Origin of the sequence: Paenibacillus montanisoli (assembly GCF_003268025.1) — a bacterium.
Taxonomy (GTDB): Bacteria; Bacillota; Bacilli; order Paenibacillales; family Paenibacillaceae; genus Paenibacillus_Z; species Paenibacillus_Z montanisoli.
In genome coordinates this window covers 332,005-346,463 of record NZ_QLUW01000003.1, presented here as the reverse complement: position 1 = coordinate 346,463, position 14,459 = coordinate 332,005, and the positions used below count along the sequence as shown (strand labels likewise).

Here is a 14,459-nt window from a genome sequence, read left to right as displayed (position 1 = left end):
ACCTCTCCTTATTGACCTAGTTTAAAACCGCTGATTGCTACAACGCCGCAGCGAGCCATATTCTCGCCTTTACGATGCGGCCACGTGCTAGTCGGATTTTTAAGGTCCGTCGTATTTTCTCCTGGATGCTGTACCGAAAGGAATAAAGTCTGTTCGTCCGGCGTAAAGAACGGGCCTGTTAATTCCGATTCTACCGGAGCCGAAGCGAATTGAAGCGCCGTGCCTTTTGCTTTGCCGCCGGTCGGAACAACAAACAATCCGTTGTTCATGAATGTCTTGAATACGCCCTTATTTTGGCTGCTGGAGGAGATATCCGTAACGACCCAGAGATTGCCGTTCGAGTCGAATGCCAGATTGTCCGGCGAGCTGAACCCCGACTGTCTGCCGCCGACCGCGAAAATTTCAAAGTCGAATTCCAGCGACCCTAGATCATTGCCCGTTTCGAAAATCCGCGTAATGTGACCGTGGATGTTGCCATGCGTATCGTTATTCGTGTGACTGATGAAGACCGTGTTGTCGAACGGCGAAATCTCGATGTCCTCCGGTCTGTCCGTTGGCGTTCCGCCTACCAGCAACGCGGCTTCATGACAGAACGTAACGACATCGCCCTGCGTTTGGAACTTTTTGAGCAGCTCTTCTTTTGTTCCGGAAATGCCGTACGGATTTTTGTACTTTTCGTTCGATAGAACTTTCTTTACTTCTGCAATCGTAACCGGCAGCCATTTACCCGTTTTAAGATTCGCCACATAGAGCGTGCCGTCTTCCAGCAAAGCGGAGTTATTGCGGCCCTTAGATTTATCGTATTTGCCTTTACTTACGAATTTATAAACGCATGCGTCCTTCTTGTCATCGCCCATATAGACAACGATTCTACCGTCAGCGGTGATTCCCATAGCGGTGTTCTCGTGGTTGAAACGACCCAATGCCGTATGTTTTTTGCGATATGACTGATCGAACGGATCGATTTCAACAACCCAGCCATAATGGGTTTCAGGAAGCTTAGAGGCTGCCGCTGTTTCAGAGAAGTTCTCTTCGCACGACAGAGCGGTATTCCAGAGCGTCACTCCGCCGGAGCAGTTCGCGAAGGTTCCGGTTGCGGTTGTTGCATTCCCAAGCGCGGAAGAACCTTTTGCCGGTCCCGTAAGTTCAAACTTCGTGAATCCGTTGATCCGGCGCGCATATTTCGAGAATGTGTCCATTTTCCAAGTGCCGTTCTCATCGCGGAATACTTCGATGACCGACATCCCTTGGTAGTACAGATTTTTTTGAATTTGATCCGCCGTCATTTTGCCATCGGCAATCGGACCCAGCAAGAAAATATTGGTATATTCATGGTTGGTTACCAATAATCCGCGCGTGCTGGAACCGTTGATTGGAAAGAACGCGTTGTAATCGGCACCTTGGCCAAACTTTTCGCCGGCCGTATTAATCACGTCGTCGAATGCGGCTACCACGTCGTATTTGAAGTTCTTCGGAAGCAAGAGATTGTCTTCGTTAGATGGTTGAATAGGTTCAAAGTATCCGCTAACCTTATTCGTTTTAAAGCCGAACAGATGGTCGGCAGTCGATGACATTGCGGACGCTTTGCCCTCCAAAGCACCCAGTCCCGCCGATGCTGCAGCCAACGCGGCCGCTCCGGTTCCTAGATAAGACAGAAACGTTTTACGATCCATGTTCTTATTCAAAATGCCCACTCCCCAAGATTATTATCTACGAGGACAAGCTTACTCAGCGAATGTAAACGTCATGTCATTTCATTTTGGATATATTGTAAAGCCTCCGAATCTAACTGACTTTGTTTTTGAGAACCGAAACAGCCCCCGCGGGATTTTGCTCTAAATAGAGTGCTTTATAGTAACAGTTCGCCCTTAATAATTCGTTATGGCTTCCGGATTCTACGATTCTTCCTTTCTTCATTACGAATATCGTATCCGCATGAAGGACTGTCGAAAGCCTGTGCGCAACCATAATCACAGTCTTGTCACGGCCTATCTCTTGAATGGACTGCTGAACCAGTTTCTCGCTTTCGTTATCCAAGGCACTGGTTGCCTCGTCCAGGAGGATGACCGAAGGGTTTCTCAGAAATAGGCGAGCCAAGGCAATGCGTTGTCTCTGACCGCCGGACAGCTTAACTCCTCTCTCTCCGATTTCAGCTCTGAAAAGAAAGAAGCATGGTGCGTAGCTATGGGGAATATGAAGCCGTTCAAACCGTACGTCAAGAAACAATTGGGCCTATATTCGATGGGCTTTCTCGGCAGTTTATTTCGATTTTTGATTGCTTTCCGTGCCGGTCGTGATTATGTGACCTCTTTTATTGGCATCGATTTTGATAGATATACACAGTCAAGGCAAGGGCCGCCGACAGCAGAAACTGGTTTTGAGCCATATTTGCGCGATCGGCTTCGCTGCAAATTCGGTGTCAATCTTTTTGCACAGAAAAAGGTACAGCCCTCAAAAATCTTGAGAGACTGTACCTATTCTTACCATGGAGACTTTTTCTGCGGCCTCAGCCGTGCGTTTCAGAGCATATCGGTTAACCCAAAATGTACTGTTTAATCATCCGATTGACGCGTTCCCGCATTTCGATCATCCAGTCGCTGCGTTTCTCGTAATCCTTGAAAGTGATCGGCCGATCCATGTCCTGCTCCAGGCACCGCACCGTCTCTTGCTTACCTATAAGTCCTTCCAGCAGCTGCAGTGCTCGAATATCTTGCATCGCTTCCCGCATAACGGCCATGCGGATGGAGCAGACCGGACCTTCCTTTCCCGGATAAACGAGAAAGGCGTCTCCTGACGGAAAAGCCATGTCCGCATCCGTTACCTGGTAAGGATTGATCGGCTTCAACGACTTTTGCGAGTACCAGTGGTTATATCCCCAGTGCAAAAATCCTTGAATACCGAATTTATAAAGCTGAACGCCGATCATGCGGGTACGCGACGAAGGCATGTTGAAGAACCGGTTCGACAGATGCTCCCGATATTCATTGCAGCAATAATACGCCCACAAATTCGGGGTGTTATTCTCGATAAATCGCTCAATATGACCGGTGGCTACAACCGGATGCGTCAACAGGCCCGTAGAATAGAAATCGTATTCCGATAAGGCGTCCAAGATCGGTAAATCCTCCAATAAGGACCGCACCATTTTACTCGCTTGCGTGTAGGATGGCAGATCATTCAGACCCGGTTCGTCCGACAAATGGAAATAGCTGCGCTTCTCCAGCCCGCGCGATCGAATCCAATGAACCAATTCGGGAATAAACTGGGCGAGAAATTGGCTATACTCTTCGCCGGCGGCATCGGTTTCCCAGCCGAAGATTCTGCTTTCCTCACCGTTCACCTCCGCCATGATTTTCGGAGCGTGTTTCGCGCCCCATTGGGTGAACAAATGGGAAAACTCGAAGTACTGGATTCCTTTCCGGCAACACAAATCAATCCATCTTTCAAGCCGCGAGAAATCAAATACGTAACGGTTCCGGTCCGTTCTCACGCCAACGAGCTGCACAGTCGGCCGCTCGTGGCCCGGCAGCATTTCAAGCGGCGGAGTGAATAAAGGCGTAAGAATCATGTTCATGCCGTATTCCACGTAATTGGTCAAATAAGATTCGATGATCGTCCAGTGGGCTTCCGAGAAAACGTCCACGTCATACCAGGTAGCCAGACAATCCAAGTAGAACCATTGCGTGTGGATCAGCTTTTGCTCCGGCAGCTTGGCAGCGATCGCCTCTAACCGGAACGATTCCGAACCGAGCTGGCCTGATTCGTCCGCGAATCCGATATGAATGTCATGGATCCCAGGCGTAACCCTCCCGCTGAGATGAACGGTAATCCACAAGGACCTCCATTGATGGGGAGGAACTTTCAATGATTCTTCTTCCAAAGGATATAAAGGATCGGGATAGAGCCCCGGCGCCGTACGAAGCAAATAATCGTCATGGTCTTGATAGTTAGGCAATTCCGAAGGCGCCAGTCCGACGCTTCTGACGGAGATATCGCAGGAAAGCCCGGAATCGATGGATATGCGGACTTTTGTGTGTACCGCCGAACGATAAGCGACTTGAAACGAATAGTATTCGCCGATCAGAGCGGATCCTTGTCGGTACGGTTCTTCTCTTAAATCTTCATCGGCAAATACTTTCGCGAGTGAATGGATGCATCTTGTTTCGAAATGCGGATAATGAATCATATCGGATCTCCTCATTCAGCAAGTTTCGTGTATCTTTCGCGCAACGCGCACTTCATGCCTGCTGGCGTTCCGTATTTCCAGAATGACCTCTCCATTAGCCTCTACGTTAGGCAGTACCTTCACCCCATCGAGGATGATCTCGGCTCCCGAAGCGTTCGGGAGATCGACCTTTACCGTCCAGCTGGGCTGATCCAATTCCAAGCGATACACATCCGTCGTCTCCGACAGGCTGATTCGGAATTCAAGCTTATTGGCGCGATCGCCCAATCCAATCGCCACCTGTTCCGCTGAAACCTCGTGCCAGCCTTCCGGAAGCCGCGGCCTCAGCGACAGCTCTCTCGAGTATGATTTCGGCCGGATCCCGAACATGTACGTCATGATCGGCCACGTTACGCCGTAGTTCGTCCAAGCCTGAACAAAACAACCATAATCCGGAGACATTTCCGATATCGAGCCGGGAAGCCGCTTGTTGAACGTGGAGGCAATTAACCGGACGAAGCGCAGCGACTCATCCATCCGATCATACTGCGCTTCTGCCACGGCTTGTACGCCAGTCGAGATTGTCATCATCTGATCCTGATACAGGCCGGATAAGTAGGTGCCCCAAGGTCCTGTGAATTCGTCCGTACCCATACGGTCCAGCGCCTGAATTGCCTTGTCGCGAGGAGCAAGTCCCGTCTCCATCGGCGTGTTGATGACCCAGTTCTTGAACAGCCACGGCCGCTCGCTCGCCGGATCCAGCTGCTGCATCTCTTCCTTCATCGCCTGCATGCTGGCAACGGCGCCTTCTGCCCCCATGCTGCGGGCGCGCTCGATATAGATATCAATGCGGCTCATGACCTTGCCGACCGATGCCATCGCATCGGCGTAGAGCCCCTCTTTCTCCAACCACAGATCCTGATTGATCGTATCCCCAAGGCGCTCGGCTAACGATGCATATTCAGCCGCTTGCTCCTGCTCTCCAAGCAGCATGGCCATATGCATGCCCGCGCGCAATGCGGACCATGTATATACGGCCGAATCGATCAGCTCTACGTTGAGGCCTTCAATCTCGATAATGCCATAGCCTTCGGGCAGCAAATCGTTATCCGGATCCATCTCCCCAAGCAGCCATGACAGGCCTTTCTTGACGCTCGGATACATGCTCTGGAGGAATTGAATGTCGCCGGTCCACTCGAACACATCCCACACGCATTTTATAAAATGCGCTGTTTCCTGCGTATTGCCAGGATTCGCGACAAGCCCGCTCGTAGAGAGCTCGTGAATAATACGGCCGTTTCCATTCGTTTCTTCAGAAGTCCGGCGGATCAACTCCAGCGTCTCCTGCGCCATGTCGAGTCCGCCAAGCGGCAGAATTCCCAGCAGCGTGTAGCTGTTGTCGCAGCCGAACCACCACGGATATTCCGGATGGCCCGCTCCCATTCCACGGCCAATCTCCGGGACATCTCTCACGAACCAGTCGTTATGGAACTTCACCCAGTTGAATACCTTCTGCAAGTGCTGATCAGGGATAGAAATGACCGTTTGCGCTGCAATCTCTTCATACCGTGCGCGCTTGTTCTCCCACAGCTTGTAATAGCTGGATGCCAGCTTCATATAGGTAAGCAGTGCCGATTCTTCGGATGAATAGGAACCCGCGATGAAGAAACGAATGACCGTCTCGCCGCCTGCCGGAACTGCGATCTCATCGTAGGTCAGTTCCCCGCTGATTCCTTTGCCTGCGGTCCAGTGAGGGCCGAATAGCTCGCGACCGACTTTTCCTTTGCAGCACGCGCGATCTGCACCGACGACTACGTGCCATGGCTGGTCGGCATCTTTAGCGAGGAAGAGCCCCTTCTCCCGATCGATACGCCCTTCGTCGAAGCTGTCCTCGACTCCTTTGCCTTCCGAGAACCACACTGGGCTCAAATCCGTTCTTGCAAGGAAGTCGAGGCAGAGGCTTCTAGGCTTGCCGCTCGTATCCCGCAGTTTATAGGAAATAACGAAGCCCTCGACATCATCCGGGCAGAACTGGCTGCGCTCTACTTCAAGCTGAAGCGAACGCAGAGAGTAATGGTGTACGTTATGAAATGGATAATTGTGAAAAGAGTCCGATTCCGTTAGCCATTTTCCGGCAATGGCATCTTCCGACCCGCTATTGGCAACACGAAGCCAGAAGCCGTCGAGCAGCTTAATGGGATGCAGCCACAGGCCACCCATTTCAAGCTTAACGTGATGGCCAAAGTCTGGAAATCCGCCGTTTTGACTGCCGATCATATAGGTTCGGTTACCAGGTGTAATATAGAGATCCTTCCATGATAATCCGCTCGTTTCCCGCGACTCGTGATAAGCCTCCAAAATTGGCCCCGCAATCAGTGATGCAGCCGTTGCTGATGTCATAATATTGCCTCCTTAGGCAACGGAAATGAGAAAGGCGGACGCATGTCCTGCCGCCCGCCCCAAACAATACCGCTGCATTCATTTTTATTTTTTCTGTGCCGCCACATAATCGTTGATTTGTTTTTGCGTTTCATCGATAACGTCCTGCAATCCTGCGTCCTGGAGCTTGCTCATCATTTCGTCTTTTACTTTGTTGTAGTCCGTTACGCTTAAGCCCAGATTCGTAATATATTCACCCATGATGGCCTGGATATTGCTGATTTGGGATTTAATCTTGCTCTGATCCAAGGTAAAGCCAACGAAAGGCGTGACCTCGGAACTGTCGTCCCATTTCTTTAATGCTTCAATATCTTCTTTCGGATAGTTGGTAGAGAACCGAGCGAGACGCAGGTCGTTCCACATCCATACGTTCATGTTGTACTGGTCATTATCGGCGATGCCGCTGACATCAACGGCGCCGTCGACGAGCTTATAGTTTACGCCTTCCGCTCCGTATGACCAAAGATCGTAGTTCGCTTGGTCTTTTTTGATCCAGTTGATCAATGCCACCGCTTCGTTTGCGTGCTTGCTTGTGCTAGGTACGGCCAACATATTGTCTCCGGCAGAGAAAATGTAACGTTTCTGAGGTTCCAGATAAACGGTTTCCACTTTGCCTCCCGGAACGTTTTTCGTAACCGTGTCGATTCTTTCGGATGCTCTAAAAATATTGGCGGCCAAAGCGGCAACCTTGCCGTTGTCGAATCCGCCTTCAATATCCAATTTCGTGTCGGTGTTAAGCCATCCTTTGTCTTTCCATTCTTTCTTTTTCGCAATCACTTGAGCGAACGCGTCGGAATCCAGGAATGATTTTACCGTATAAGAGCTGTCGGCAGGATCGATATATACCGGATATGCGCCGCCATCACCGATCGGGAAATAGTAGTTGGCGTACAGCGGGAACAACTCTTGGAAGTTATAACCGCCGAACGGAACCATATTCGGCTCGTTTTTGGCGATCGCGTCGAAATAAGCTTCCAGGCCCTCTATCGTCGTAATTTTCGGAACGCCATACTTTTCGCGCAGATCACCGCGAATATTATAGACATTATTAAACCCCGTCATCGGAATCGCTCTCGGGAGCGCATACTGTTTGCCTTGAATTTGGCCGCCTTTCAACACATAATCAGGCGTGCTTGCCACGAGATCGGAACCTTGCTCCTTGAGCGCGTCATCAATAGGCTGATATACCTTCTTGGCTGCCAAATCCGACAGCGTGGAGCTGTGCGCCCATGCCACATCATAAACGGTTCCGCCGGCAATATTGAGAGCCAGCTTCTGCCAGTAATCGTCAAGATATTTAATGTCGACTTCGATATTCAGTCCGTCTGCTTTCAGCTTTTCATTGATCGCATTCAATGCGTTTTTTTGCCCTGGCGATTCTTGGCCCGGGAATGCGGCCGTCAGTTTTACGATTTCTTTGCTTGCGCTGTTGTCGGAACTTGTGCTTGAACTGTTACTTGCGGCGTTGCCGTTATCTTTGTTTCCGCCTGAGTTGCTGCAGCCTGCAATCATAGCCACTGCCATCAGGGCCGTTAACATGGAGAACACCGGCTTTTTGAATCTTACCATTTCAATTCCTCCCTTTTTTCGACAGCTTTATGTTTGAAAAGTTTTACCGCTGTTGTTTCGGCATTAAAACTTTTGAAACCAGGTATAAAGTTAACCTTTGACTGCGCCAATCATGATCCCTTTGACAAAATAACGCTGGATAAACGGATAGAGGAAGATGATCGGACCGATGGTGACGAACAAGGTGGCAACCTGAAAAGTCTCCGTAGGCATTGTCATGTCGCCCATGCTGCCATACTGCTTCACGAAACTCATCAGGGATTCTATCCGGAACAGCATATACTGAAGCGGATACAAATCGGGATTATCAATGAACCATAGCGCGCTTGCCCAATCGTTCCAATAGGCCAGACCAATGAACAAGGTAATGGTAGCCATAATCGGCAGGGATAACGGAATAATGATCTGTACGAACGTTCTCATGACTCCGCAGCCGTCGATCTCCGCCGATTCGATCAGTTCGGACGGAATCGATGCAAAATAGTTGCGCATTAAGAATACGTTGAATGGCGATACCAACCCCGGGAGTATTAAGGCCAAAACCGTATTTTGCAAGTGCAAAAACTGCGTGCATACCAAGTACCAAGGCAGCAAGCCCGCGCCAAATACCATGGTTAGGTAAAAATAGATGGCGACGGCGTTTCGATATTTGACGCGCTTGATCGACATGGCATAACCGGCCATGCCGCAAATAAGCAGCGACATCGCCGTTCCTGCCACCGTAACGAATATCGATACGGTATAACCGGAATAAATAAATTCATCTTTAAATACCAATTCATAAGCCAATAAGGAAAACTCTTTGGGAATGAGCTGATAACCATAGTCCAAAATGCTCTTTTCGCTGCTTATCGAAGCCATGAAGGTCAGAATAAACGGATATACACATGTGAGGCCAAATGCAAGTAGAATAAAGTGAATCAATACCTGCATGACTTTATCGCTTAGTGATCGCTGAATCATCAGCTTCCTCCTTTCCGCAACCGCTTTTATTAGAACAACGCGCTGTCTTTGTCGTATTTCTTGACCAAGGCATTGGATCCGTAAACCAGGATGAACCCTACCACGGACTGATACAAGCCGACTGCGGCCGTTGTCCCGAAATCAGCTGCCCCTTTAATGGCGCGGAACACATACGTATCGATGACGTCCGTATGTTTGAATAACAATCCGTTATCCCCGATGATGGAATAGATGGTTCCGAAGTCCCCTCGCAGCATGCCGCCAATGCTTAACAAGCACATGATGATAATCATGGGAGTTAATAGAGGCAATAAGATCAGCCTGATTTGCTGCCAGCGGTTTGCGCCGTCAAGGGATGCCGCTTCGAACAAATGGTCATCGATCCCGGTGATCGTGGCAAGATAAACAATGGAGGAGTATCCCGCCGCCTGCCACACGTGTGCTCCGATAATGATCCAGGCCCAAGGACCCGCAGTTTGCGACCATACGATCGGTTCATGCCCAAACAGCTTGACGATCTGATTCGCCACCCCATTGTGGTCCGAAAAGACAAGCTCCGTTACGAATTTGCCAACTACGACCGCTGAGAGAAAGAACGGCAAGAACATCAGATTTTGATAGAGCTTCTTAGCGAATTTCAATCTGATCTCATTCAATAGAATGGCAAAGAGAAGACTTACTAACGTTGTCCAGAACAAATAGTTCAAATTGATAAAGATCGTGTTGAAGGTCGTGCGGAACGCATAAGAGCTGGTAAAATAAAATTTGAAATTATCCAATCCCACGAATGGACTTTTAAACTTGTCGACGAAATTAAAATCTTGAAAGGCAATTATAATTCCCGGCATCGGCAAATAGGCGAATACGAAAAGGATGATTATTGCCGGTAACATCATTAAGTAATAAGGATAATTCCGTTTCATTTCGAAAAGAAATCCGCGCTTTTTTTTGTCGACCATCCCCTGAATTACCATTTTTTCCTTGTTTACGATCCCCTGCATCACAAAATACCTCCTTTAATTTGCTGCATGGCGAGTGTTTCCACCAGTATCGTCCACGTACCGGTTTCCGCGGTTTCGACCACCGCCTCCGCTGTTATCCATTAAACGAGGAGGTGCTTTGTCTGACGATCAGTTCGGAATTCAGCACGATTTTGCGATTCACTTTTCTATTCTCCAACATATCGATCAGCAGCTGCGCTGCTTGATAGCCCATTTCGTATCGGTCCTGTCGGATCGTCGTGATCGGCGGCGAGCAGTACGAAGCGATCACAATATCGTCATATCCGACGATGGATATATTTTCAGGCGCTTTGAGTCCGAGATGCTCGAGTGCTCGCAGCGCACCTAGCACCATCAAGTCACTGGCCGAGAAAACGGCGGTGACTTCCGGATGGCGGCGCAAGATCTGGTGCATGGCGGCGTAGCCGCCCTCTTCCTTAAATTCGCCGTTAAATATAAGCTCCTCGCGAAAAGCGATTCCATGCTCCACCAGCGCATGCCGGTATCCTAGCTGTCTCTCCTTGCTGACCGACGCTTCATTATGCCCGTTGATCATGGCAATGTGACGATGACCGAGCCGAACCAAGTGCTCGACGGCGTTTTTTGCCCCGCGGACGTTATCGGTGGTTACGTGCCCCACATTCTGATGGGCGGCCGGAATATCGATCAGTACGCACGGAAAACTGGTATCTTGAACAACTTGCTGCAAATAGGGATCGTTCACCCGAAGACCGGAAAGTATGGCCCCGTCCACGTTGCGTTCCTTGCACAAATCGGCATAGGACTTGGCAAGCTGCTTTTTGGGGTTGGTGCTGAAGAGCAAAATGTCATAATCCAATTCCACGGAACGATCGTTTATGCCGCACAATATTTCGAACGCTAACGAATCTTTCGCGCCATCTCTGTTGATCTCGGACAAAATAACCCCAATCGTTCGCGTTTTTCGAGTCACCAAGCTCCGGGCGACCGCATTGGGGCGATAATTCAGCTCCTCCGCGACGCGTTTGATCTTCGATCGGGTATCTTCGTTTACGTCGTCATATCCGTTTAGCGCCCTGGAGACGGTTGTTACGGATACGCCAGCCACTCTGGCCAAGTCCTTAATGGTGGTCAACGCATCATCTCCCTCCATTTTCCAAAACGTTTCGGATAAAAGCGCTGATGAAGCCGCTCCGCCGGTTTTTCGGGCGGGCAGCTTTATCGGCACCTTATCGATTGATCTAGGCTCTTATTTATTGCCGAATCTGATTTTTTTTGTTGCAACAAATGCGGTAGCAGCCGCGAGAGCTAATACGATATAAGGAAGAGTACCCATATCTCCTGTTTTCGGATTGCTGGCAGCCGTATCCGCTTCTGCACCCGAATCGTTCGCAACCGAGTCCGCAGCTGCTTTGGTTCCGATAATCGTAATTTTTTGCGCCGCCAAGAAATCATCTTTTACTGATTCCAATTTCACGTATTTGGCCTTTACCGGATCGAAGGATGCGGATTCTTCGACTTTATTGCTGCTCTTGTCCCATGTCCCGGAGGCTACTTTATCAAACGTCTTATTATCCATGCTGACGTAAACATTGTACTCTGTAATATGGCCATTCGGGTTGTCGTTATCTTGTCGCGGTAAGTATTTTAATTCCGATACGGTAAACTCGCCTTGAAGGTCCAGAACGACCCAGTGGGGAGGTTTCGGCATCGGTTCTTCCCACTCCGTGTGCCAGAAATTGGACCCGTCTCCTTCGAGGTTGCTCGCAGGATAATCCTTGTTCTGGCTGGAGAATGCCGCCACTTTGTATTTGATTCCATCAGCGGCAAAAGCAACCGAAGCCATCATCGTCATCATCATGACGACAATCATAAGGCCGATGAGCGGTTTAAACGTTTTCATTTTGTTCATTCGAAATGCCCTCCCATTTTCTTTGTCGATAATTTCGTTCGATACGGGTACTGCTCCGAATGCTGTCCGCCGCTTTACATACAGACCCCTCCTTGCCGTAATATCGTCCTTACTTCGATGTGTCCGGTACCGCTTGTACGACCAAACGAGCGTTGTGGAATTTGTAACTGCAAGTGGACAGAGTAAGAATCCGTTCTTCTTTGCTTATCGTCCAGTCATCCGGCAGCTTCGCCTTTGATTTGATCGTGTCGACAAACAAACGAAAATCATCGTCGGACTTGTATTGGGGACGAGTGTAATCGAATCCGACATCCGTCACGTAGACGGCGAATATACGCCAGGCCGTGACCTCATACTTGGTTTTCAATTGAATGGTAGGATGTTTTTGCAGAAAGGCTTTGTCTTGGAACTTGACCAAATCATTGAACATGGAGCCGTCTTTCATACGGTGCCCGTATAGAACCGTGTTTTGATCGAGAAGATCAATCCCATTGCGGTAATCCATGAATATGGATCCGCCGCTGCTGCGATTTTTCTTGAAGTCGTGTTTGAGGTAGAATTGATTATCCTGCGCTTTGACGATCGGGTAATCGATTCTCGTTCCCTCTATCCGGATCCAGCCGACGGCCTCCTCATTCAGCTTTAATAGCGGAATGATCGTAGGCAGTATGGAGCGTTCTTTCGGTGCCGCGGTTTTCCGACCTTCGACGGGCACAGGATTCACGGAAGACTCCGAAGATTGTGAAGATTCCGAAGATTCATCTGATACGGCATTGGCGACCGCACGGATTTCCTGGTAAGTCGAACGGCTTTTGGAATAATCGGCCCATTTCAGCGCGATTTGAAGTACCGCAAAAACAAAAACAAAGACGCTGATTATTTTCAAGGCCATCACCGCATGACGGATTCGGCTTCGAGGAAACGTTATTGAAAATCGATCGTTTCTCATCGTACGAATTCTCCTTGAGCGCGGATTATGTATTTTGTTATTAATTATCCAAAACGTTTCGGATCAACCACATAGCCCATTATATTCTCTGACGAAAGCGTTTGCAATATTTATTTTACTAACTTTTTATGATCGTATAATAAAAAACCTACTATTTACGCGAATTTCATTTCGTGAAACAGTAATTACAATTATTTCGAATCATTTGTAGCCACCTCCAACCAGAACAGATCGGACTCGGACTTCCTCGAGCTTTTTTCCCCATGTGTTGGGGGTATTACTAGACTCTTTTTATTCACTTCTAGCTAACTTTTAAATAAGATACTCGCGGCAAGCCATTCATTGAGCGTCATTTAGAGCATTAGTTAATGTCGTCTATGATGAGCGGACGGTCAGCGGCGCGCATAGACACGGGCTGCATTTGGGATAAAAAAAAACCGCCTTAATTAGGACGGTTAGATACGGCGTATTCGTTTTATGTTTTTCTTCCCTGACCATCCAATTGTAAGGGAACATGGTTGGAATAATACTCCTTCTCTTCCTGGAAATAATTAGCGTTTTCGACAAACGCAAACCATCAGGGGGCTATTCGCTTGAAATGGACTTAAGTCAAAATCCCCATACATTTCCTCTAATTTAAATCCGTTATAATATAGTAAACTTATAAGCTCTTGGGGGAAAAGTACCGCAGTGCAAAGGGCTGTATAGATTCATTAACAGCAGATTCATCTTTCCATTTGCGATCTGTAAAGACGTAATGCTCTAGCTGAGTTTTGTGATCTTTTTCAATGTTTGTTTCCGAAATTAAAAGCGATAGAACGGGATTCCGAGTCTCGAAAGCAAATACTCCATTTTGATCAAGATGCATGTAAATAGTTCTAAGTAATCCGTCTACTGATTCTCTGTCTAAAAAATGTTGGAATGAGTTTCCTGTGGTAAATATGAAGCGAAACTTACGCCCAAGCTCAAAATGTCTTGCGTCCGCATGAACCCAATTGATATTGACACTTAGTCGTTCAGCCTTTTGCTTTGCAACTTCCAACATTTCTGGCGTAAGATCCACACCCGTCAAATCAAACCCGCGTTCTGCCAAAGGAATCGTAAACCTTCCTGTTCCACATGCAACGTCCAGAATCGGACTCCCCAGTTGGTATGCAAGATCAAAATAAAACTTCCATTCTGTTTCATTTAAATCGTTTAATTGGTCGTAAGTATGAGCATTCCGGTACCCCGCTAAATTATCGAAATCTATCATAGTCACCTCTCCACATATCGCTTGATGTGCTAGACCTCACCCATCCAATAGATATTCATGACCTTAAGATTTCAACACAACAATTGATGCTGCCGTTCACGACGGCGTGCCCGGATGTAGCCGCTTCATCTTAAAATCTTTTACATCAATATCGCAGCTGTCTTCTAATCGCTGCGCATAACACCCGGCCAATACCGGGAACGCCAGACCGCTTTATGACAGCTTAA

The 14,459-nt window shown here is 48.5% G+C and carries 12 protein-coding genes; 1 reads left to right on the top strand and 11 read right to left on the bottom strand.

The window, feature by feature from the left end:
- Positions 1–8 precede the first annotated feature (8 nt).
- On the bottom strand, positions 9–1,673 hold the full coding sequence (locus DL346_RS17470; RefSeq protein WP_112884024.1) for a PhoX family protein: 1,665 nt from the start codon (positions 1,671–1,673) through the stop codon (positions 9–11).
- Positions 1,674–1,785: 112 nt separating this feature from the next.
- Positions 1,786–2,097, bottom strand: coding sequence for a hypothetical protein (locus tag DL346_RS17465; protein WP_420849579.1), 312 nt, complete (start codon positions 2,095–2,097; stop codon positions 1,786–1,788).
- Positions 2,098–2,106: 9 nt separating this feature from the next.
- Between DL346_RS17465 and DL346_RS29115 the strand changes: the two genes are divergently transcribed.
- A complete protein-coding gene (locus DL346_RS29115; protein ID WP_165822531.1) occupies positions 2,107–2,556 on the top strand; it encodes a hypothetical protein in 450 nt (149 codons plus the stop codon).
- Here DL346_RS29115 and DL346_RS17460 read toward each other — a convergent pair.
- From DL346_RS17460 to DL346_RS17420, 9 genes are all read right to left on the bottom strand, one after another.
- Positions 2,534–4,186, bottom strand: a complete 1,653-nt coding sequence (locus tag DL346_RS17460) for a DUF4091 domain-containing protein (protein ID WP_112883433.1) — start codon at positions 4,184–4,186, stop codon at positions 2,534–2,536. The genes DL346_RS29115 and DL346_RS17460 overlap by 23 nt on opposite strands.
- 15 nt (positions 4,187–4,201) lie before the next feature.
- Positions 4,202–6,565, bottom strand: a complete 2,364-nt coding sequence (locus DL346_RS17455; RefSeq protein WP_112883432.1) for an alpha-L-rhamnosidase-related protein — start codon at positions 6,563–6,565, stop codon at positions 4,202–4,204.
- An 84-nt stretch (positions 6,566–6,649) separates the two neighbouring features.
- Complete coding sequence (locus DL346_RS17450) at positions 6,650–8,173, bottom strand: ABC transporter substrate-binding protein (protein WP_112883431.1); 1,524 nt, start codon at positions 8,171–8,173, stop codon at positions 6,650–6,652.
- Positions 8,174–8,263: 90 nt separating this feature from the next.
- Positions 8,264–9,136, bottom strand: coding sequence for a carbohydrate ABC transporter permease (locus DL346_RS17445; RefSeq protein WP_112883430.1), 873 nt, complete (start codon positions 9,134–9,136; stop codon positions 8,264–8,266).
- Positions 9,137–9,165: 29 nt separating this feature from the next.
- Positions 9,166–10,137 carry an ABC transporter permease gene (locus tag DL346_RS17440; RefSeq protein WP_112883429.1) on the bottom strand — a complete coding sequence of 324 codons (972 nt, stop codon included), beginning with the start codon at positions 10,135–10,137 and terminating at the stop codon, positions 9,166–9,168.
- A 94-nt stretch (positions 10,138–10,231) separates the two neighbouring features.
- A complete protein-coding gene (locus tag DL346_RS17435; RefSeq protein WP_112884022.1) occupies positions 10,232–11,251 on the bottom strand; it encodes a LacI family DNA-binding transcriptional regulator in 1,020 nt (339 codons plus the stop codon).
- A gap of 114 nt (positions 11,252–11,365) precedes the next feature.
- A complete protein-coding gene (locus tag DL346_RS17430) occupies positions 11,366–12,028 on the bottom strand; it encodes a discoidin domain-containing protein (protein ID WP_112883428.1) in 663 nt (220 codons plus the stop codon).
- Between the two features lie 109 nt (positions 12,029–12,137).
- A complete protein-coding gene (gene srtB, locus DL346_RS17425; protein WP_112883427.1) occupies positions 12,138–12,977 on the bottom strand; it encodes a class B sortase in 840 nt (279 codons plus the stop codon).
- Positions 12,978–13,638: 661 nt separating this feature from the next.
- Positions 13,639–14,232: a class I SAM-dependent methyltransferase gene (locus DL346_RS17420; RefSeq protein ID WP_112883426.1), complete on the bottom strand. Its 594-nt coding sequence runs from the start codon at positions 14,230–14,232 to the stop codon at positions 13,639–13,641.
- Between the last annotated feature and the right edge of the window lie 227 nt (positions 14,233–14,459).

Bases quoted from the DNA above. Each gene is read 5' to 3' on its own strand.
- DL346_RS17450 (WP_112883431.1), bottom strand. From the start codon at position 8,173: ATGGTAAGATTCAAAAAGCCGGTGTTCTCCATGTTAACGGCCCTGATG.
- DL346_RS17420 (WP_112883426.1), bottom strand. From the start codon at position 14,232: ATGATAGATTTCGATAATTTAGCGGGGTACCGGAATGCTCATACTTAC.
- srtB (WP_112883427.1), bottom strand. From the start codon at position 12,977: ATGAGAAACGATCGATTTTCAATAACGTTTCCTCGAAGCCGAATCCGT.
- DL346_RS17455 (WP_112883432.1), bottom strand. From the start codon at position 6,565: ATGACATCAGCAACGGCTGCATCACTGATTGCGGGGCCAATTTTGGAG.
- DL346_RS17470 (WP_112884024.1), bottom strand. From the start codon at position 1,673: ATGGATCGTAAAACGTTTCTGTCTTATCTAGGAACCGGAGCGGCCGCG.
- DL346_RS17430 (WP_112883428.1), bottom strand. From the start codon at position 12,028: ATGAACAAAATGAAAACGTTTAAACCGCTCATCGGCCTTATGATTGTC.
- DL346_RS17440 (WP_112883429.1), bottom strand. From the start codon at position 10,137: ATGCAGGGGATCGTAAACAAGGAAAAAATGGTAATTCAGGGGATGGTC.
- DL346_RS17460 (WP_112883433.1), bottom strand. From the start codon at position 4,186: ATGATTCATTATCCGCATTTCGAAACAAGATGCATCCATTCACTCGCG.
- DL346_RS17445 (WP_112883430.1), bottom strand. From the start codon at position 9,136: ATGATTCAGCGATCACTAAGCGATAAAGTCATGCAGGTATTGATTCAC.